Here is a 22,804-nt window from a genome sequence, read left to right on the forward strand (position 1 = left end):
CATGATAAGCGAAAGGGAGTTCACCACGCAGAGAGCAAATTCTCCCAGTTGAGCTGATTTATATCTCTTACAACATTGCCGCGAGAGCAGTAAACAGCTCATTTGAGCTGTTTACTGAAGGGTAAAAGTTACACCGGCGTAACCGTAAGTGTGACAGGCTCTATTACAAAATCGTAACCGTTTACTGTTGCTCTTATCACAGCGATTCCAGGTTCAGTGCTGTCCCAGGTCCCTCGGTATATCCCAGTATCGTAATCCACAGTACCAATCGTTGTATTGTTCAAAGTCCATCTAAACATCACCCATTTACCGATAACAGGCGCGCCATGTTGATCTTTCAATGTGAGCGTAACGGTCGCTTGGTCCGTGCCGTTTGCGGGAATTGTATCTGGCGATATAGTAAACGTTGATAATACTGGGTCTGGCGTGCCGGGAGGGAGCACATCCCTGAAGATAACCGTTACAGGTGCGACGTCAAAAACCGCCCCGTTCACGCTGACCGTTATTGATGTGTTCCCGGTGATAGGGCTGCGCAGCGTCGCGACGTAAGTCCCATCATCGTTATCCACTACGCTACTCAGCGTAACACCTGACAAACTACTACTGAATGTCACAGCGCATCCTGTCACTGGCTCCCTTGCCTGATCCTGCAATGTAAGCGTAATGGTCGACGCATCGATATCATTTGCAGGAATATTGTCTGCTGACACCGTAAATGTTGATAATATGAGGTCTGGCGTGGCTGGAGGGAGCACGTCCCTGAATACGACGGTTACAGGTGCTACTGCAAAAACCGTCCCGTTCAAAACGACTGTTATCGAACTGCTCCCGGTAGTCGTACAGCGCAGCGTCGCGACATAAGTCCCGTCATGGTTATCTGTTGCGTCACTAAGCGTAACCCCTGGCAAACTGCTGCTGAAGGCCACAGGGCATCCTGACATCGGCTCTCCGTTTTGATCCTTCAATGTAAAGGTAAGGGTCGACCAATCTTTATTATTTGCAATAATATTGGTTGGGGATGCGGTCAACGATGACAGGGCGATGCTTGGCGTAGTTGAAGACGCTGTCGCTTCGAGAGTCACCATCACCGGGGTTATGGCAAAAGTGGAACCATTCACTGTTACCCCCACCTCCGTCTTCCCGGCAACTTTACTGTGCAGCAATACGGAGTAAGTCCCGTCATCATTATCTGTCACGCTATCAAACGCAGAACCCATCACACTGCTGGTAAATCTCACTGGCTGACGCCGCGCTGCTCCACCACGATCATCCTTCAGTGTGAGGGTGATCTCTGCAGTTTCCATGCCATCAGCCAGAATATTTCCCGGCACAGCTATTATTTTTGATAACGTCGGGCTTAATCCAGTATGGGTACTACCCGCTAAGTCATTTTCATCTTCACTCACCACAAACCACGGCGTGTAAAGCGTGCGCCGCAGGTAGCCTTTGGCGGTGAACACTTCCCTTTCTCGCCCAAGTGGATCGTAGTAATGCGAGTCCGCATAGAGATCTTCTCGCGCGCTGTCGTCTTTCACCCACTGCCAGCTATTCAGAAAATAGGGTTGATAGGTGCGAATGGCCTGGCCTTTGTTGTCATACTCCGTGCGGCCACTTACCGCCCAGCGGTTGCTGGTCTGCGCCATTTCAGTAATCAGCGTTCCATCGCCCGCGCGCTGCCAGGCCTCGCCCGCTTCAAAGCGAACCGAGGTTTGCAATTCACGACCGAAGCCATCGCTGAAGACCACCGTCTGGCGGATCTGTTGTTCCTCGCTGCCTTCCCCTCGATCATAACGATCGGTTGTCAGCACCAGCACATGGGAGGGTTGTTGTTGGAGGCTACTGCTCCCTGGGCTTGAATAAACCAGACACTGCGCCACCGGTAACGGTGGTTGCAGCGCCAGGGCTTCATTAATATCGTTCGGTGGGGAGAAGTCGGTATCGCTGTAACCCGCCTCCACACCGTTCTCGGTGCCGCTAAAGCGCTGGCTGTTCACGCGTCCCAGCCCATCCAGCGTGACTTGATGGATGTTATTGTTCACATCGGTAAGTTTGACCGGCGTTAAAAACCGCCAGTCATATTCGGCCTGCGTCGTAAGCCCCGCGGCATCCACCACTTTGGTCACCACACAGTCGTAAGCATCGCGGGTCAGGGTAATCGCGCCGGTCAGCGCCGAATCCCGCACCGTCTGCGGCAACCAGAAATGCTCTGCCGGGCCGTAGGTGGTGAGGTTACGCCGCACCACCCACGCGTTGAGAAACGAAAGCCAAATGTACCCTGCGTCGCTAAGCACACTGTCAGTCAGATCCTCTCTCAGCGTCGCCACCATTTCAGCGTCCAGCACCGCCGTTTCGATCAATCCGACACGCGGAGGGAAGGCTGGCAGCTCGGAAGTGGGATTGTTATTGCCGTCCAGATACCAGGGTTGATGCCAGCCGGCAAAAGCCTGTCTGGCTGGCGCCCCTAGCGGCGCGCCGGAAATACTCAGATCTTCGAGCGTTAACCCCGTTTCCGGGGCGGTGGAGTAGAGATAAACATCGCTCCTTATCGCATCCTCCAGGCCGTTAACCCATCTCCCGGCGGCCATATCATCAATGCTGTACCAGTGGTTTTCCTGGCGGGTCACCACCAACTGCTGCTGTTGGTCGTCGTAGCTGGAATCAAACAACGTATCCGGTAGCGTATACGGGTAGGGGCTGGTTGCCGGTTTGGCGCGGCGCGGATAATTGAGCGTCATGACATAAAGCGGCTGACCATACTGATCGCTACAAAGGGTGACTTGCTGGCTACACTGTGGATCGTTGCTTACCCGTTCATAGACATAAGATCGCGTTTCGGCGTTTATCGGCAAGACCACCGGATAACGGGCCTCGCCCGCTGCCACCACCAGGCGAACCTGCGGGCGCGATTCACTCACCTGATACGGAATGGGTTGCGAAGCACTGTCATCAAGGCCATACAACTCGCTGCGCAACAGCATGCCTTTCGTGGCGCGGCGTAACCAGAAAGCCTCGTTCTCATCCGGGGTATAAACCTGCTCATTATTGCCAAAACCCCGGGTATAACGGGTGGAATAGTGCTTAAACGCGCCACTATCGCCGGACCACCACGCTTGCGGCATACGATCATCAATGGCCGCCAGACCGGTGGCAAACCAGTTACGCGTCAAAGACGGCTGGCTAATTTCCGTCGTGGTTCCCTGGCTGGTCCGTGTATCGGTGTCCTGTATTTCGACATAGCCAAAACCCCGGAACTCACGCTCTTTACCATCCCACGCGCCGGAACGATAACGCGCCGTGCTGACCAGTTTATTTCCGGTGAAGAGGTCTGTTACGTCAGTGCGGGCAAGCAGATGAAGTGGAAACGGCAAATAGCTGGCCGGAACGGGTTCTCCTGCCGCCGCTGCCTCGTGTTTCTCATCCAGCCAGAACTGGGTTGAACTGCGGTAGGTGAAATCATGCTGCGCCCCAATAATGTTTTTCATTTTGTTCAACAACCAGGGTTTTACCGAGGTGATATTACACACATAGTGCCGCGGTTTCGGGTGAGGAACGGTCAGTATCAGGCTGGCGATACCCATGCCCTGAATATCCGCGACGTGCAATTCGCAGGTGTTATCGAAATGCACCCCATCCGGCAGTTTGAACTGAAAAGGCAATGCAAAGCTGTTCCCGGACTGATTGATTAAGATGATGAGATATTCTTTAACGGCAATGATTACATCTGTCGTGCCGGAGCCATCAACATCGGCCAGAAAAATATTCGAGGGAATAAACTGTACCCCCATCCACCATCCCTCCATCGTCACCGGTGCGCCAAACTGCCCATTGCCTAAATTGGGCCAGTAACGAAAGCTGGTTTCTTTTATCTCGACCAGATGCTGCTGCCCGCTGCCGGCCATATCGCTGAACGCCACCAGAACCCGTTCATTAGTCCCGGGAACTGGCAGTTGGACGCCGGTTGGTTGCAACACATCCTGCGCTTTTTCCCAGCCATCACCGGTTCCGGCATAAAGCCGCACGCTTTTCGGGCCGATAAGCGCCAAATCCGCCAGCCCCGCGCCGGTGATATCCACCAGCAGGCTGCGCGGGTGAAGGTACTCCACCGGGTAGGCCGAAAGCGGGGTGAAATTGAGCCATCCCCGTTCCGGCGTGCGTCCGTAGTAACCGTTGACGCCCGCCGAAGTGACGACCCACTCCATATAGCCATCGCCATTCAGATCCGCCAGAACACCGCCATCGCGGAGCGCGGGAATGGTCGATAACCGCTCAGGCTTATCCCAGGTGACAGCATTGGCATCACTGCCTTGCTGACGAATGGGCGCGCGATACCACCACGCCCCGCTATCCTGATACAAAATGCCGGCAATCCCCTCGCCATTGAGATCAACCATCTGATAGGGCTGGCGGCTATTCAAATTTCCCAGGTCTTCACGTTCTTGCCATGTGATGTCCCACTCCATGGAATACCCGTCATTCACAAATTTACTCCAGCCAAACTGCACCTCAGGTAAGAAGCTGAACGTACCATTGGCATTCAAACCTGACTGCAAGACGCTCACGAGCGTCGTGACTATCAGTGATGCTTCATAGCGCAACAGGAGGCGGGAAACCAGTTGAGGCAGGCTTTCGGCGGTGCTGCCGCCTAATGTGTCGGTAAAGTGATAACTCAATACCTGGCGGCAGAGACGGCGAGTACGGATTTCAAAACCATACTCCCAACTGGAGAAACAATCCTGGCGGCAAGCCCAGTCGCCAGTGCCTGGCGTGACCCAATCCGGCACCATATACATATCCACGTTACGCTCGCCATAATCAAACACCACCATAAACAACCAGTCCGTAAGCGCGGGTTCAGTCGTCAATCCGGGTAATACGCGCCCGGCAACACGGTTGCCATAGTAGACGGCCGCGAGATAGCGTTGCGCAGTGGCATTCGGATGCGCGGTGATTTCAGGTCCGGTACACCCCGTATTATCTTCACTGCGATACAGCCAGTAGATCTGTTCCCCGGTTGCCGAAACGGATGATTCCAGCAGCCAGATACCCGCCTTCTCTGCGGCTTCGGGATGACTAACGCGAGCCTGAGCGGTATTGCCATAGAGATACACCTGGCCATCGGGCGTGTAGAGGAGCCAAAAATCACGCGCGGCAGATCCGCTTTCGACCCAATATTCAAACCGACTAAAATCGCTCTCCACGCGGTAACGATAACGGTGAACGGTAAAGCCGCTGCCGAGATCGACGCCAAGCAGTGAACTGGCAGTGCGGGTGCTCGCCGTACCGTCATCAGCGAGAAACGGCACAATGACTTCGCCATTTGGCCCCAGAAACTCATCTGTATCGTTATAAGTTGGCACCCCTTTTTTCGTGCGACGACGAATGGCGGGTGCATCAACGTTCCATCCCATACCGAAGGGACCATTGCCAGAGCGGCTGTAATAGCTCAGCGCCAGCGAAGGCGCATACCCTCTCCCGGCATTAATGGGTAGCGGTAGCGTCAGAGAATTTGCGCCATCCGGACCGGCTCCCGCCACATCACCTTTTACACCAGAAATCGCGCCGCCACCTTTTGGCAACGACAGGGTTTCAGGCCTGACAATATCTGTGTTTTGCATGGCTGCGCTCCCACAGGCTCCCCGCAGGGAGCCTGAAATAAAAACATCGATTTAGCCGGTAATGGTGTAACGGATATGCAGAACGATATCCGCCAGGCCAAGCAGAAGTTCCTTTTGTTCCCCGCTGATATCCGGGAAGCTGAGGGTCAGCGTGCCGCTGTCATCCACCGGGATCCCTTCAAACGGCAGCCAGCGACCATCATTAAAATCAAGCTGGAACTGACCGCTGTCGTTCATGCCGTGCGAGACCACTACAGCCTTGCACCCCTGCGGTAACACCACGCTGCCGCCATAACTCAGCACAGCCTGAACATCCTCATAGGGTCCCACGGGCAGTGCCAGCGTGACGCTTATCTGTTTGATACGCCGCCGCGCGCCAAGCCCGGCGGGGTAATCATCAAGAATGCTCAGATCGGCGAGCCTGACGCTGGCTTTCAACTGCCCGTCGGCTATCGACAGTGTGTTACCCCCGCTACCTACACTGCCCGCCCCGTTGATGATCAGGGATGGTGCCTGATCGGTGAGGATGAACGACCCGCCAGCCCTCCCGCTGTAAAAATCTGCCAGCGAGACGGTTTTGTTCACCTCCAGCATCCGCGCATCCTGCTCGATCCACGCCTGCGACATCCGCTCCAGCTCCAGCATCAGCGTCTCCCCGGCCATAAAGCCCATCCAGCTTCCCTGCCACGCCCCCGGTTTGATAAAGGTCGTCGCCTCATCGGCAAAGTGCAGTTGCCACGCCCGCTGTGCCAGCAGGCAGCGCGTCAGCGCCGCGTCATAGAACTGGTAGTAAATCGATGACAGCGTACCGCGCAGCCAGCTGTACAGCGCCTGCCCGGTGAACTTGCCCTTCAGGTAATCAAGCTGCGCCTGCGTCTGCGCCAGTTGCGTTTCCACCTGTGCTTTCTGCAGCGCCAGGCCCTCGCGCCGGACACTCAGCGACGCCAGCTGCGCGTCCGCCAGTTTGATCTCCGACTCCGCGTTATTGCGCTGGATCTCCCACTCCTGGCGACGGCGGCGGTAGATTTCCGACTGGGTGATTTTATCGGCGGCGATGCGCTGTGCGTCGGAAGCGATCTGAACCCCGATCCCCACCGCTGACAGTATCGCGCCATAACGACTCCCCCCTACCGCGAGACCGTAGATGTTGGGCACCATATCCAGCGCTGCGGCCCCCATATGCAGGGCGTTGGCCCCTTCCGCCGTGACAGAGGAGGAGAGCTGAAGATCCATGGCCAGGTTTTCACCAGCATTGACGTTTTCGTCATACAGTTGCCGGTAGCTGTTGCGCCGCTGCTCGGCGGCGGCGCGGCTCACCAGCAGCGCTTCCCTGTCGGCATCCAGCTCCGTCAGCGCATGCTCCTGCACCTGAATGCTCTGGCCCAGCAGCGCCAGCCCCTGGTTCTGCAGCAGCACGGAGAGCGCTTCCGCGTCCTGGCGTTCGGTGATGGCCTGCATCGTGTTACCGAACTGGATAAGCTGGCTCACCACCCCGCGCGCACTCTCCAGCAGCGTCGGGAAGCGCAGCAGCGGCAGCGGAACCGCCGGCAGCGAATCGCCCCCGCTGGCTGACATCACCGCCGCGCTCAGCAGCGCCGACGGGCTGGCCGGTGCCGCGTATACCGGCAGGTACAGCGCCTGGCCGTCAATCGACAGGTTATGCCGCAGGTTGTAGAGCCGCTGGCGCAGCGTCTGCCAGTAGCCGCTCAGCTTGCTGTTAAACTGCGGGTAGAACAGCCCCAGCAGCGAGTTCGCCGTCCGCGTTTCCACAGCCGGTACTGTTTCAGCACGGGCCCTGAGCAGCTGCAACTGGTAAGCCTGCTGTAGCGTCTGGCTCGCCGCCGCGCCCAGCACCGGGCTGGACCAGCTTCCCTGGCCGTAGACCAGCGAGTCATACGGTTCTTGTCCCAGCAGGTTCAGCGCCTGCACGTACCACATTTTGGCTTCGTTCAGCGTGTCGCGCTCCAGCAACCGGAAGGCGGCGTCACCGCGCGCGATGAGCAGATCCAGCACGCGCATAAAGGTGGCGACCTTGTAGTGCATCGGGTCGGACTGGGCCACCGCGTCCGGGTCAACCGAATCCAGCGGGTCCGGGTTCCACGAGGTGTCCTCTTCCAGCGGGCGCACGTTCCACGACCACGGCGCTGGCGCACCATTGCTGCCGTAATAGCCAGCCGGGTTCCAGATATACTTCATCCAGGTGGTGGCCTCCTCGAACTTGCTCTCCTGCAGCAGGCGCTGGAACACCATCGACGGCACGTAGAAGAACATCTCCCAGAAATAGAGGGCGTTGGCACCGGTGAAATCCATCGGTTCGGTTTCATCCTCCAGAATAGTCACGCTCTGGAACATACTGATATCAGAACGGCTATCGATCGTTACGATGCTATTGGTGGAGTCGGTATAGACAAAGTGAGCGCCTCTCCAGGAACCATTGGCGCTGGCAAGAGGCAGTTTCTCGGTGACAAGGAAAACCTGAGCGAGGATACCGATGACGCTGAGTATATAATCCTCCAGCGGCACAAAAATCCTTACTGTCTGCGCATTGTCAGTAAACATCCCCCCATAAAGGGAGAACTTCGTTTCAGTATCCGTGACATTAATCAGACGAAGGGTAAATGCCCGGCTGTTGCCATGCACGTTGGCATCGTAGGGCGGCAGCACAAAATTAACGTAAAACCCTTTCCCCAGTTTCGGCTCCTGCAGCAACTGGGTTTCCATAGAAAGCACGGCGTCCAGCCCCAGATTCGCACGGGCCACCAGCTGGCGGGCAAACAGCGTGTTAATACGTACCCGGTAAGAGCCACGTTGCAGATATTGCACGCCGGTAGCGGTACGCAGAAATGACATTTTCCGTGATTCTGTCCCCTGATAAATTGTCAGGGTGGCGGTTTGAGCACCCAGTGATTGCCCCAGCGCATTGTTTGCATGAAAGCGAATAACCAGATCCATTCTTCCGTTCTTAAATTCAGATAGATTGAAGGTGGTATAATTATTAAAAGTATAAGTGGTATCCCAGTCTGGCGTGGCCATTCCTGCACTGCCATTGCTGTAAGCAGAATGTCCGCTGGGGCTTGTTACTCTATAGCCAACATCACCAGGATTAACCACGGTGGAATAATAAATAGGATCGCTAAAAGCACTTATGACATATAGGCCATAAACACCATCAGCTATATATTCTATATTATTCATATCACTTTCTGAGCCTTTTATAACCCAATAGTCAGCCGGGCCGCCATATTGATATAACCTTTCATGGCCAATCCAACCGCCACCTTTCAGGGCAATAGAAAAAGCATAGGTTGGGCTATTGGTATGCAGTAAGTAATTCGGCCCAAAATTATTGGACTGTTCAAGCGCACCGATAACAATCCCCTCACCGTTATATCCTTGGTAATTATATAAAAGTGGCTTTCTGTAAATTACATATTTGTGCCCCACCCCCTGCACTAACTTAATTAAATTAGTCCACTCCCGTCTATTATTGCCAAAGGTACCTCTATCATCACCGCCAAAGGAATAAGAAACATTCACGGTGTACCCAAGCGTAAAATAATCACCATCCTCATCTAACGTGAGGTATCTAACCCAGTAACTGCCGTTACGCATTATGGCCAGGTTTTCATAACCCCACTCATAATTCAGTGCTCCGGCTTTATACGTTAATGCGGGTACAATTAAAAAATTAACCCGTTTTTCACTCTGAGTATCATATTCCCGCCAGATATAGCCGTGGTAGTATTTCACATCTGCCATAATCGCCAGTTTATGCTCTGCAGAGATGGTTAACCCGGATACCGTAATATTCTGATTCACCGATTCGTTGGCACCTGGTGTATAAAACACCACAGCAATCTGTGCGTTGTCCTTATTCGTATTCGAACAATAGAGATGTTTTGTTGACAACTCGCTGATATCCCCGGAAGGCAGGTAATCCGACAGCTTACTGTTCAGCGGCGTGCTCCAGGTGCCGTCATGACGCAGGTACGAGAAGCTGAGAAAGTGATCTGAAGTCTCCGTCACCGTGCCACTGTTGTCCGTCGCCGTTGGCTGCTCCGTCACCCACACCACATACAGCCGGTCATTGAACACCACCGGATGCACCATATTGTTGTACGCCGCGATACCGGTGCCAATCTCCCGCCACTCGCTCCACGCCGTCGCCGGGTATTTCCCGTCCGTCAGCATGCTCTGCTGCAGCGTGCGCCAGTAGTATTTCTCCCCTTCGGCGCTGGCCCGGCCAAGAAACCAGGTTCTCCCCTCCTCCATGCTGGCGTTGTCGTGGTAGGCGCTCACCACCTCCAGGTTCGCCACCTTCTCAAACTGCGTCATGTACCCCCGGAACGCGTCCCCCACCGAGTCCGCACTCAGCTCACTCTGCCCGATGGTCGCCAGCATATTGTCCATCATGCTGGTCTGCCCGGTGCGCACCGTCGGATCGATATAGTTTTCCGGGTAATACACCAGTTCCGACACCCCCGCCCAGGTGCTGTAGCGCTTGTTATACCGGTCCCAGTCGGTGAAGAACTGCCGTGTCAGCACCGCCCGCTGCACCTCTGCCTCCTGAGCATTCTGGCAGCGGTTGACATACAACTGGATGCTGGCGATCGCTTCCGCCACCCGTGTGGTGGTCACCTGCGACGAGACCTGCCCGTCGATCAGCAGCCACGCGTACAGCTGCTCGCGGTTGTTCACTTCCGACTGACCGGCCGTCTGGATGTAATAGCTGCTCAGCGCCGCGCTGGTCAGTTCGTCCAGTTGCCGGTGCAGCGTCGCCGTATGCTCCGCGCTCAGCCCCGCCTGCAGCAGGTCACTCACCGCCAGCCAGTTGCTATACGCCTGCGGCGTATCCATCCCGGTGTTCGTGTACTTCTGCGCCACCACTGCCGCCACCGCCGCCGGCGTGCAGTTCAGCACTGCCGAGAAGTCCAGCCACTGCAGCGTCACGTCCAGCGTTTTCAGCGAACGGATAATTCCGCCCGCCCCGCTGTCCGCCAGCGCCAGCGCCTGCTCCACCGACTGCGGCGTCGCCCCCAGCGCCTGTGCCAGCAGCGCGGTGGTCAGCGTCCCCGCCTCCAGCGCCGCCAGCACCTGCTGCGCGTAATCCCCGGTCTGCAGGATGCGCCGGTTCATCCGCCCCAGCAGGCGCAGCGACTCAATATCCAGCGGAATGACGCTCACCCCGCCGGCAAACCGCGACGGGTCGCTTATCAGCATCGATAACAGGTAGTCACTGATGTCTGTTTTGCGCACCAGCAGCGCCAGCTGCGCCAGCGCCTGGCTGAACGCCACCAGTTGCGCCGTCTCCGCCTCACTGCGGGTGTCCTTCAGCACCAGCGCGATAAACGTTTTCACGTCCGTGCCGCCCGGTTTCCGCATATCCAGCCAGCGCAGAATGCTCTCCGCCCTGCCGGACTGGTTCAGTTGCCCGGCGGCGGCTATCACCGGCGCGATGTCACGGATTAGCGCCGGCGTGTCGGCGTCCGCCTGACCCACCGCCCCGCGCAGGGAGGCCACCAGGCTGCTGATTTCCGGGGTCAGCACCGGGCTGTAGTCAGTGGTGGTCATCAGGTACAGGTCACCCACCGTCCAGCCCAGCTGTTTCAGCCAGCGGGTGGTGCTGTAGACAAAGTTCACCGCCGCCGCGAAACCGGCGGTGTCCAGCGATGACAGCGGCACGTCCTGCCACGGCGATACCGCCAGCAGCAGGGCCAGCTCAGACGCAGAAAGGTGGTGAACCTCCGCCAGCAGCTGCGTGCGGTAGAGCAGCGCCAGGTTATCCGCCGTGGCGGTGAACGCCGTGTTTTCCCCCGCCGCAAGCTGCCACAGCACCTTCAGGTCGGCACCGCTGGTGTGAAAACCGCGCTTGATGACGCTGGCGCGGAACAGGTGGTCCGCGTCCTGTGAATCCCAGTCCACCGGCGCGCCGTCGGCGCTGAAGGACCGGTTACTGAGCGGCGGGGTGTTGAACAGCGTGGTGAAGTAGCTGTCCTGCCCTTTCACCCCGACGGCGCTGATGCGCCCCCCGGCCAGTACCAGCGCATCCTCAAAGCGCAGGCTGTAGCGCTGAAGGTAGTAATAGCTGAGGAAGCTCAGCCCCAGCATACCGGTCGCAAACGGCTCCGTGCCGGGGTGGTTGTAAATCAGCAGGTACATCTGCTCCGCCGTCAGGCGACAGGCCTTGTACAGGCGGATGATTTTGTTCAGGTAGAGCAGGTACTGCTCTGATGACAGGGTGTAGAGCCGGAAACCTACAGAATCATAACTGGATGTATTCGTTTCATTATCAATTCGGGTGATATAAATAATGACTTCATTGGCTAATCTGTCTGCCGGAATAGTCACCGGTACACTGTAATGTTGATTTGCCTGCGGGTTTATTTTTTCACGATATAAATCAGAAGACCCGGAGCCATTTGAACCAATCAACATTTCATCTGTAGGTTCCCAGACAAATTTAAAATTAAAATTCAGCAGATAATTATCGCCTTCCTGGGGCAGCAGCTCAAAATAATTGAAATGGACGTGTGTTCCGCGGCTGACAAGCTGAATGATTTCCCCCGTAGAATTGTCATCTGTCGTCACCATCGTGGTCAGCATATTGTTGACGTAATACGGCACCGGCTCGGAAAAATCGTGGTGCGTCAGCAGGCTGGTTAAGGCCGTCAGATCTTCAGCACTCACATCGTAATACCCGGCCAGCATATAGGTGTTCATCAGCGTGTCGGTGGTGATCGTGCCGAAGTTTTTGCTGTACAGATCGGCAGCACTACCGGTGCTGATCTCCTCGGTCAGGATGCGGAACAGCTCCGGCGACACGTCCGCCATGATCGCCAGCAGCGAGTTGAGATCCACCTGCTGCGCAATCGCCGGGCTATCCGTCAGCGCGTTCAGCATCGGATCCTGCAGCAGTACCGCCAGGCGCGCGCTTTCATATGGCAGGTGGTACGGCGTGTTGCCGGAGAAGCGCCAGGCGGCGAGTTTTGCCATTACCGCGTCGCCGTCCGTCCCTTCCCGGCTGGCAATGGCGTTCAGCACAATATCGTTGGCGATGGAGAGCGTGGTGACTTCCGCGTCCATATTGTCCTGGCTCAGCGCCAGGTGAGCCAGATCCGGGCGGCGGCTGTCCAGATGGCGCGCGTGGCCGGTGGTATGCAGGTCGCGGGCTTCACGGTAGAGCTCGGTCAGGTAACCGGCAGGCGAGAACATCGATGCCACCGAACCCGGCGAAACGTACATTTGCGCCCGGTTGCCGAACGCAGAGTTGTAATCCCGCGTGTTACGGTTCTGGCTGATCCCCAGGCTGACCGCCTGCGCCAGTTGCGGGTTGGCCCGGCTGAAGGTGCGCACTTCGGTTTCGGTGTTTTTTTTCTGCGCGTCGCTGATCGCCTGGCTGAGGTACTCCGCCTCGCCGAGCGTTAACACATCCTGATAGCTGGCCCAGATTTCGGCAAAGGAGTTGGGCATCAGTGAGGCGAGCTGGCTGTTTTCATCCAGTTCACTGCTTTGGGTGACCACGCCGCCGTCGTCTGTCCCGCGGGTGCGGGCAAGGCTGATTTTGTCCAGTATCGTTTTGGTATCGTAATAAGAGTCGTACATAAGGTATCCCCTCAACTTTTTTAAATAGGGAAGGTTGTATGTGACAGAAGAGCTTTTTAACGTGCAGGTAGCGGGGCCACCATTTATTCATGGTTGCCTGTTTCCATCAGCAAAAAACTGTCCACCAGCTCTCCTGGACAGGATCAGCCGCGTTTATTACCGCTATTTCTTCAGTAAGCGTTAAATGACCTCGCCATCATGCGAGCAGATAAGCAGCCCGATAAAAGGAAGTTGAAATACAGCGTAGGAGATCATTTTATATCGCTCCAGCGAAGGTTGATCATTGGCTAAAAGCGGAATAACAGCCATAAACGGGGGGAATTCAAAGAGATATAAAAGAGATTTTATAAAATTAAAATAATCTTTCAGAACTTTATCCTGGATATATCAAACAAAAATCCGCCAGAAACCGGATGTGGATTTTAACGTTGCATAATTACCTAGGATAATTCATAAGTTCATCGTAAAAAAAATAAGATTAATCACGTAAAAAGATAAAACCAGGAATTATCATGATCTTTTCGTGCGTAAATATATTTTTTAAAGCGAGTCGTTATTGACAAAGATAGTCGCCTGCAAGGGAATATATTCTTCCCCATAAAGGGGTTCTTTAGCAACATACTGATTACTCTCATTTAAAGTGTGCGAGAAGTGCTTTTTATCGGATAGAAATCAAAAGGCGATAATCTTCTTTTTTGGTCGAACTCAGCATTGAACAGGCTAATTTACTGATGTTTAAACGATATCATTCCTCACTCGCTTTGGTGATATATAATACTTGTCATTTTTTAAACTCATTAAAATCATTACTGGCTTTTAATATAAATAACCGCCAATTTTGTAACTTTGCCTATAATAAATCGACGACAGACCAACCTCTTTATTTTCCCTTAGCGACAATATACAAAAACAGAATTATGGGTCTTAACCAATATAAGACGCTGTACTCGCGGTAAAAAATTACGGAGGGGATGTTTAATTAATAATTAGATATAAGACATGCCTGGTAAGGTAAAAGTATTAACAAGAAGTGAAGCGCAACGTCTTCACTTCTTTATGCATCAATGTTGCGCCAGATATTGCTGTACCAGCTCGTTACCGGCAACGCCCATTACATTGAATTGCTTGTATTCGCTCTTATCAAGCACTCTGACGTACTCATCGCCATTGTACAAATGCCCGGCGCTATGGAATATTTTCAGCTCGTTTTTCCACTCCGTCAGCGGGATATGACCAATGATTTCCCACTCACCACTTTTGAGGCTATCAACCGCCGCAAAGATCACATTGGTCATGCCTCTTGAGTTTTTAAACTTCAGAAACTCATCGTGTTGCGGAATGGTTTTATCAGCCTGAATGCTCAGCACGCCAAATGCGAAAGCCTTTTTAAAGCGCCCTTTTAAGGCACAGACGATCTGACACACGGCAAACCGACCATCGGCAGTTGGGATCAGAAAGATATCACCTTCCTGGTACTTTTGACTCATATGCTACCCCTTATGATAGACAGCGCGTCTTGTAAGATTTCTTTACCCCATGCTGAGCTATCGCCAGCGATTTTATAGGTGGGTGCGTTTTTATTTCCGGGGCGGTAAGACCGGATATCATTCAATAAATTCGTTAATGGATTCATAGACTTAGCGCCACCATGCATACCAATCAGTTTTTCTTCCAGAAATTTAGCTTCAGCTTTGGTTAAGTTGTTGTCAAAAATGATCAGCTGTTCCAGATGCGATTTACCCGGCGTTTTCGCATGGGCGTTTAAACGGGTAGGTGCATCACCGCGCCCAACATAACGGATTTTGCCATTCTCGTGCAGAATATATAACCCTTGCCCTTTGGCGCGGTTGTACTTCTTCTTCGAGCCACCGGGCGGGCGCGTAGACGGCAGCCCCAGGCAGCGCTGCAAGCCGAGCGGATCGCTCCAGGCCAGTGGATTTGGCGCATATTGGTATACGCTAACCCCCGCCACCATCCCCACGGGATCCTGGCTGATATAGGCCGCAATGTTCGGGTCATAATAGCGATAGCGGTTATAGTGCAGCCCGGTTTCCGCGTCATAATACTGCCCCTGAAAACGCAGCGGATTGTCGATGAGGCTGGCGTAAACCTCTCCTTTCTCGCCCCAGATGCCGCTTTTCTCCGACCAGACAATCTCTCCCTGTGGCGAGGTCAATCTTACCGGCGCACCGTTGGGATCGCAGTGGTAGTGCCAGCTCTGCTTTTCACCCTCTTCTTGCGTCAGTAACGCCAGCGGCCAGAAACTGTCCGGGTAGTAGATATATTCCCGCATCTCACTGAACAGGTTAGCCTGTGCTTTCTGCCGTTTTAACCTGCCGCCGGTATCGAAAATACTCAGCGCGGCCAGCGGTTCCTGTAACCTGGTGACCGTTTCACCCGCCAGCACATCATCCTGCCAGTAAAACCAGCGGGTTTCGCTCGCCGTCTGCTTGAATACCCGTCGACCCAGGCCGTCATAGCCATAGCGCACCAGGCTGTCGCCTTTACGCACGGCGACCAACTGGCGATTGTCATCCCAGACAAAATCCTCTTTTTCGCCTTCGCACTGGCTATCCCGCCGCTGGCGTAGCTCACCGGCGCGGTCAAACACATAGCGCACACCGTGGTGAATGCCTTCGCGAAACCAACCGCCCGCGCTGTCATTCACCTCGCGCGTTTGCGTCTGCAATTGATTACCGGCGGCATCCTGCACAAATTGTCGCAGTGCGCCATCGGGTGTCGTATGCGCCGTCAACCGTCCCACCGGATCGTAGCTGTAGCGATCGCTGCCCCACAGGCTATCTTCCCGTAACGTCAGATTCCCGGCGCGATCGTAAGCAAACCCGCTGGCAAACAATGGTAAATCGTGTTGCAGCACCTGCTGGGTACTGAGCCGCCCCAGTCTGTCGAAAGTAAAGGTACGCAGGACATCGGCGGAGAGCTGTTCGCTCACGCATCGCCCGGCCTCGTCGTAGGTGAACAGAATAGGCGCATCGTTGTTAAGCTGTATCTGGCTGAACCGTTCATGCTCATCGAGGTGATAACGCACCTGGTGACCACTGTCGCTTTCACGTGTGATCAACACACCGCGTTCGTTGTAACCGTAGCGCAGTTGAAACCCATCCTGCTCTTCCAGCAGGACACGCCCGGCATCGTCATAGCGCCAGCTCAGCCGCCGCCACGGGTTTTCACACAGCACCATCCGCCCGCAGGGATCGTAATGGTATTTAACTTGTAACGTGTCGCCGCTGCGCCGCTCCGTCAGCCGTCCCCTTTTGTCATAGCCGTAGCGCACTTCGCGACCCAGCGGATCTTCACGACTTATCAACCGGCTGGCCTTATCCCAACCGTAACGCGTCACCTGCCCCCAATAATCATGCTCTTGTGTCACCCGCCCGAGCGCATCGCGCGTCAGTTGCCAGCGTTGGCCATTTTGATTCACCACCGTCACCAGGCGATCTTCCGCATCATAGAGAAAGCGCAGCGTCGCGCCGTCCGGGGTTTCGCAGGCCGTCAGCATGCCGCTGCCGTTATAGCGAAGCTGCGTAGTGCGCCCCTGCTCATCGGTGTAACTGACCGGGTCATCTTCTCGATCGTAGACAACACGTATTTCCCCGCCTGCCGGATCGGTGGTTGCCACCAGACGGTCTTTGCTGTCCCAGTGAAAACGGGTTATCCCCCCGCTTTCGTCAATACGCTCCAGCAGCGTTCCACGGGCCGCGTGGCGAAGCTGTATCGCGCCCGCGCCAGCCTGTTCAATCCGCTGCGGAAAGCCATAACGATCATACTGGTAGCGCGTGGGCGAAACACCGGGCACATGCGCCGCACAAAGCTGCCCAAACGCGTCGTACTGATAACTTGTGGTGACGCCGGTGGGATCGATTTCGCGGGTAAGATTACCGGCCTCACTGTATTCCGAGCGCCAGACCGCGCCTTTCTCATCGGTAAGCGCCAGTAATTGCCCGTCATCGTCATAAACCGCCTGAATCACGCAACCATCGGGCATCTGTTCAACAATCATGCGCCCCTGTTCGTCATACTCCCAGCGGTGCGTACTGCCGTCCGGCTCTGTCACTTCCACCGTGCGGCCAAAATCGTCATAGCGGAACACGGTGTTGCCACCCAACGGATCGATTTCCGAGACGGGCAGGCCATTTTCATCAAAGGTGATACGCGAAACAGCACCCTGCGAGTCGGTCACTTCCACTTCGTTGAGCAGCGCGTGGTACGCAAAGTGATAATCCCACACCCCGCCATCACCCCAGGCGTGGATAACCTGCCAGGCCTCGTTGTACTGGTAGTGAAACCCCTGCCCGTTGCGGTCAACATGGCTGACCATACGACGCTGCTGATACGCAAAACGGCGCGGATGGGACAGCGCATCGATCTCCGCGCTCAACTGGCCGTGGGTGTCATATTCGTAGCGGGTAAGCGGCGTTATCTCTCCGTCCAGCGCATTATGCAGACGCAGAGAATGCAGACGGTTTCGCTCCTGTGTGACGAGGATTTCGCGCCCGGTCATTCCCGCGTGGGTGTACTCGCGAATTTTCCGTAACTCGCCCTCTTCACGCTCGAATTTCCAGCCATTACCGCTACGATCGACAATATCGGAAATCGGCAGGGCGCCCTGTTTGCCGCTAAAGTGCAGCAGCGGGCCGCTTTCCTGATCCACCCGCCACACCACCTCGCCATCACGGGTTTCCCGCCACAGGCGGCTGCCCTCCGGCAAACCGTGAATGGCATGTTCGCGCCCGTCGCTTTGCGGCAACGCAGCAAATAATGTCATCCCTTCCGGCTGCGTCAGCAGCGCGACGCCCTCTTCTGCCAGCACATCGAGGCGGATATCTGCCGGGGTTGACCAGCCAAAGCCGCACCCCCCTTCGACCTCAACATCTGCCGACGAATAGGTCCGCGCCCACGCCAGCGGCAGACGACCCGCTAACAGGAAATCCTGCTGTTCCAGGCTGACGCTGCCGTCGCGAATATCCACCGGTTCGGCGCGCAACACGCGGCACTTGAGGAAGCCGGAGTCCATATTGCGAAACAGCTTTTGCCGCAGCTTACGAAAGCGGCGCATAAACAGCCGCCACTGCGGCGTTTTCTTCAGTTTCTTGAAGCCTTTACCCAGCCCGCTTAACCCGGCGCGCATCAGCAACGCCATCAGGTTGATGGTCGGCGGGCCGCCCACTACCACGTTATTGGGAATGGCGAGGTTAAAGGTGAGCGGGAGCGTGAGAGAGAGCGGTTTTGGCTTGGTGGCGCGCTTGAGGCGAAACGGCGGCACCAGACCAATAATATTGCAGCTCAACACCGGCATGCCGATGCGCGAGAAGGGTTCGCCGTCCACCGAGACGGTTTTGCTGCCCATAAACAGCTCGTCTTCAATTTGCGGCCCGCCCGGCGCGCGTAGCGGCGGCACCCATACGCCGCCGACCGGAATATGCACGGCGATGCCGCCCGTTCCTGCACTCGCACGCTTAATGCTGTTGACGTGCACCGTGGTGCCAATCAGCGGCAGGTAATCGAACACGTCAAAAACAATGCCGATATGCGGCGTTGGCAGCGGCCACGGGTAGGTATGAATATCCAGCCCGAGCTGCGGATCGAAGTGCGCGCCGGAGTGCATAAGTCTGGCCTCAGAACATGGCGCGCAGTAACGCGCGTAAGAACGTTCGAACCTCTGTCGCCAGCTCGCTATCGGAAAGGCTTAAAAACAGCAGCGCGAGCAGCGTGACGACAACAATAATAATGATGCGATTTTTCATAGCGGGTTGCTTCCTGCAGTGTCAGATAACGATGCGTCATGGTTGCCCCAGTCGGGCAGGTTTTGCCACTCGCCAGGGGGCGCATCAAAGGGGTGAGCAATCTCCGGCAGGCCGTTCCAGTGCGGGTGTAATTTCTCCCGCGCCAGCCGGATAACGCGGCGAAAACTGTCATCGCCGCGACGGATCAGATTTTCCCGCTCCTCGCGGATCACGGTAAACATGGCCTCAAGTTGTAACTGCAAGCGGCTTTCAGCCTGCTTAACCTGCGCAACGGTCGGCTCACTAGGCAGCGCCGCTTCCGCCTGCTGGATCAGCCGCTGTTTTTCACGTTGCCAGCGCGCGGCGCAAGCTTCGAGCGCCTCGGTGCGGCGCTTATCGTGCATACGGAGTAAATCCTGAAACACCAGCGGCAGCGTGGTCTGGCTGCGTTCGGGCAGCGCCACGCTTTCCGCCGCCTGTACGGCGCGCGCATACTCCTCCATCGCCGTCGGTCGGTGACCGGCAAGCCAGAGGCAAAACCCGGACATCCGCCAGCCTTCCATCTCAAATACCGGATGGGGAATGGCCTGTGCTTCCAGCGCCGCCTGGCGATAGCCTTTCGCCGCTTGCAGGTGATCTTTTTTCGCAAACCAGGCGCCCGCTTCACCGAAGGTGCTTTGCGTGCGTAACAGCCCTTTCAGCGCCGGATCAGGGATATCACCAGAGAGGGTTTGTGCCTGCCGGTAGTGGGTGACGGCCTGCGCATGGTCGCCGCCTTTTAGCCAGCCACCGGCCATCAGGTTGTGCATCATCGCTTGTTGATCCGTCCAGCCGCGCCGCTGCGCAATGCCCAGCGCCAGCTCGCCGCGTGCGGCGACTTGTGCGGCACTGCCTTTTTCCAGCAGCAGCATCGCGTCAGCAAGGTAGCGGCGAAACAGCAACCGGTCGGCATCGGTATCCGTCTGCTGCTGCGCGGTCTGGTGCATCACCCGCATGCCATCGACTTCATCGACAATCAACTGCACCTCGCGCGGATGCGCCTCATATAACGGCTGCCAGATCGGTTGTTCCAGCGTATCAATCAACAGCACACGCGGGGCACTCGCATCCTGCTCCAGCCAGCCTGTCAACCAGCGCGCCAGGGCGCTTTCGTCGCTGACACCGGCGGGTTTAAGCACCAGTACCAGGTAACGGAGATCGTCTGCAAAAGCCTGTGCGAAACTCTGTAATAAGCAGTTCAGTTGCGCCGGGGAGTAACAGGGCAGCCAGGGTTCCGCGTTCCAGGCGGCGGCATTTTCCGTGGCTTCGTACTGCTCGACAAACTCCCGCCCCAGCGCGTCGCTATAGCCATAACCGGTTTCGAAGGGGGTATTCAGCCCAAGAAACAGATCCGGCAGTGTGCGGCCTTCCGCGTGCTGTTGCAGGGCGATAAAGGCATCCAGCAGCGATTCGCCGCCCGCCGGAACGCGCCAGATAAACAGGCGGGTACGCGCAGCGTTCTCGCTGGCGTCCAGCCAGCTTAGCTCCAGCTCGCTCATCACTTTCTCTGTGGGATTCTTTGCCGCGCGCATTCCGTGTCCTTATCAGGCGTTAAGCTCGATTTTCTTGCCATTGACCATCACGCCCGCCGCGTTAATGGTGATGGTCGAGCCGCCCGCGGTGATCTCAACGCTGCCGTTGCCAATCAGAATGCCGCTTTCGCCGACGTTGATCTGGAAGGTATCCGTTGCGCTGTCCGCCACGCTACCCTGGGTAAAACGGGTGTCGCCGCCGGTAATGCTCAGCGTGCGTCCGGCACCAATATTTACCTCTTGCTTTCGCACCACCGTGCGCACTTCGTTGCTGCTGACGGTGACGTTGCGGTTACCGGTCACTTCCAGCGTCTGGTCGCCAGTGACCTGTACGGTGCGGTTTTGCTGCACGCTCACCTTTTCGTTGCCCTGCACGGTGCGGGTTCTGTCCTGCACCACGGTCAGCGTCTGGTTGCCTTGCACGGTGCCGGTGTTGTTGCTCTTCACCGTGGTGGTGTGATTGCCGGTAATGGTCTCATCGCGGTTTTGCTCGACACTGAGGGTTTCATTGCCTTTCACGCTTTCGGTGCGGTTCTGCTGCACGGTGGTGGTTTCGTTACCGTTGATGGTTTTGCTGCGATCCTGGCCGATAGTGACGGTTTCATTGCCGTCCACTGTGCGGGTACGGTTCTGTTTGATATGGCTGGTTTCGTCTTTGCCAACGGTTTTGGTGCGGTTGCTGCCAACATCATGGGTTTCGTCGTTTTCGACTTCGGTATCCATGTTGCGCTCGGCATGCAGCCAGAGTTGCTCCTCGCCGGGTTTGTCTTCAAAGCGCAGGGCGTTGGCGTTATCCGGCGAACCGTCTTTCGAACGGCTCATAAAGCCCATCTGCGTCGCCGCCGCCGGCAGCGCCCACGGCGGCATGCTGGCTTCGTTATAGACGCGACCAATGATTATCGGTCTGTCCGGCTCACCGTTAATAAAATCGACCACCACTTCGTCGCCCACACGCGGGATCTGCACACCGCCGTAGCCCTGCCCGGCCCACGCGCTGGAGACGCGCACCCAGCAAGAGCTGTTTTCATCGCCCTGGCTTTGCCGATCCCAGTGGAACTTCACCTTCACGCGGCCATATTTGTCCGTCCAGATCGACTCGCCCTGCGGCCCGACCACGCGCGCCGTTTGCGGGCCATAGGTGCGCGGCCAGTCGGTGACCGATGCCGGGCGATAAGGCGTTGTCGCCGGAATAACGGTAAAGGCGATGTTGTGCTGTGAACTGAATTGCCCGCCGGAGGCGTACTGATTCTCTTCAAACGCATACCGGGCGCCAATCACCAGCCACTGCGCGTTATCGGCGAAATTGGGTGCATTGGTAAGGCGAAAAAGATGGCCGGGCGCGATGCCGGTCGCGGTACCGGAGCCTTGCATTTGCTGCTGCTCCGCCTGCCAGGCCTGCTGACGAATACGCGCGTACGCTTCACCGTCGCCATGCTCAACAAAGCGTCCTGGCCAGTCATACACATCAATTTTCCCTGGGCTTGGCGAAACGGGGTTTTGCAGGGTTTGCAGCATCCAGGCATGCGGCTTTCGGAAATCGTAATCATCGGTGCTGTACAGACCCGGCGTCACCACGTTGTTCGCCACCAACTGGCTGATGCCCTCTTCGTTGACCGCGCCGCCGCCGGTTTGCGCATGCCAGGGAATAGTGTCGTAACCGGGAAACGCCTCCGCCTGCGAGTAGTCGTCCATCAGCACCAGCGTGTGCCCCTCTTTGCTGTGGCGAAACAGGTAGCTGATGCCTTCAAGCTCCAGCAAACGGCTGATAAAGTGGAAGCTGCTTTCACCATACTGCACGCTGTAATCCCACTGGCGATAGCTGCGCGTCAGTTTGTCTTCAACCCTGACGTTGTATTCGGAAAACAGCGTTTTGGCGATATCCGGCACGCGTTGCTGCTGGTAAATACGGAAGTTGCGATCGCGCATCATCGGCCAGAAATCGGGTTCCAGCGTCGTCTGGTACGCCGCGTACTGCGTGCCGTCCAGTTCTTCGGTACGCACCGAAACGGCGGTCACTTTCCCGGAAAGATAGCGTTCGCTACCCGGAATCTGGCACGGGATCACCACCGTCATCTCCTGCCCGAGCAGTTTTTGCCGATCAAGGGTGAAGTCTTTGCTCAGCAGGTCGACCTGAAAGCGAAAAGGAGCAGAAAGATGCTCTTCCCCTTTCAATTTCCAGAACAGGAGTGAATCACTGCCAACGGATGACAGGACGGTTATCCGGTTAACCATACGTATTCCTTGGTAGCAGCGGCGGATATTTCGGGAGAAA

At 56.1% G+C, this 22,804-nt stretch carries 7 protein-coding genes; all 7 read right to left on the reverse strand.

What is annotated here, in order from left to right; all coding sequences use genetic code 11:
- Positions 1-128 precede the first annotated feature (128 nt).
- Positions 129-5,615: a SpvB/TcaC N-terminal domain-containing protein gene (locus RT644_RS16725; protein ID WP_313627323.1), complete on the reverse strand. Its 5,487-nt coding sequence runs from the start codon at positions 5,613-5,615 to the stop codon at positions 129-131.
- Between the two features lie 51 nt (positions 5,616-5,666).
- A complete protein-coding gene (locus RT644_RS16730; RefSeq protein WP_313627324.1) occupies positions 5,667-13,217 on the reverse strand; it encodes a neuraminidase-like domain-containing protein in 7,551 nt (2,516 codons plus the stop codon).
- A gap of 1,061 nt (positions 13,218-14,278) precedes the next feature.
- A complete protein-coding gene (locus tag RT644_RS16735) occupies positions 14,279-14,704 on the reverse strand; it encodes an immunity 26/phosphotriesterase HocA family protein (RefSeq protein ID WP_020456139.1) in 426 nt (141 codons plus the stop codon).
- Positions 14,701-18,843 carry an RHS repeat-associated core domain-containing protein gene (locus tag RT644_RS16740; protein WP_313627325.1) on the reverse strand — a complete coding sequence of 1,381 codons (4,143 nt, stop codon included), beginning with the start codon at positions 18,841-18,843 and terminating at the stop codon, positions 14,701-14,703. The genes RT644_RS16735 and RT644_RS16740 overlap by 4 nt, the downstream gene beginning before the upstream one ends.
- A gap of 10 nt (positions 18,844-18,853) precedes the next feature.
- On the reverse strand, positions 18,854-18,982 hold the full coding sequence (locus tag RT644_RS16745; protein WP_020456137.1) for a hypothetical protein: 129 nt from the start codon (positions 18,980-18,982) through the stop codon (positions 18,854-18,856).
- Complete coding sequence (locus RT644_RS16750; protein ID WP_313627326.1) at positions 18,979-20,532, reverse strand: hypothetical protein; 1,554 nt, start codon at positions 20,530-20,532, stop codon at positions 18,979-18,981. The genes RT644_RS16745 and RT644_RS16750 overlap by 4 nt, the downstream gene beginning before the upstream one ends.
- Before the next feature lie 12 nt (positions 20,533-20,544).
- Positions 20,545-22,764 (reverse strand): type VI secretion system Vgr family protein, encoded by a 2,220-nt coding sequence (locus RT644_RS16755; RefSeq protein ID WP_313627327.1) that lies wholly within the window; start codon positions 22,762-22,764, stop codon positions 20,545-20,547.
- Positions 22,765-22,804: the final 40 nt, after the last annotated feature.

Source organism: Kosakonia sp., assembly GCF_032104925.1.
In the GTDB taxonomy this organism is placed as follows: Bacteria; Pseudomonadota; Gammaproteobacteria; order Enterobacterales; family Enterobacteriaceae; genus Kosakonia.

Coding starts and splice junctions, on each gene's coding strand:
- RT644_RS16735 (WP_020456139.1), bottom strand. CDS start 14,704: ATGAGTCAAAAGTACCAGGAAGGTGATATCTTTCTGATCCCAACTGCC.
- RT644_RS16750 (WP_313627326.1), bottom strand. CDS start 20,532: ATGCGCGCGGCAAAGAATCCCACAGAGAAAGTGATGAGCGAGCTGGAG.
- RT644_RS16755 (WP_313627327.1), bottom strand. CDS start 22,764: ATGGTTAACCGGATAACCGTCCTGTCATCCGTTGGCAGTGATTCACTC.
- RT644_RS16725 (WP_313627323.1), bottom strand. CDS start 5,615: ATGCAAAACACAGATATTGTCAGGCCTGAAACCCTGTCGTTGCCAAAA.
- RT644_RS16730 (WP_313627324.1), bottom strand. CDS start 13,217: ATGTACGACTCTTATTACGATACCAAAACGATACTGGACAAAATCAGC.
- RT644_RS16745 (WP_020456137.1), bottom strand. CDS start 18,982: ATGAAAAATCGCATCATTATTATTGTTGTCGTCACGCTGCTCGCGCTG.
- RT644_RS16740 (WP_313627325.1), bottom strand. CDS start 18,843: ATGCACTCCGGCGCGCACTTCGATCCGCAGCTCGGGCTGGATATTCAT.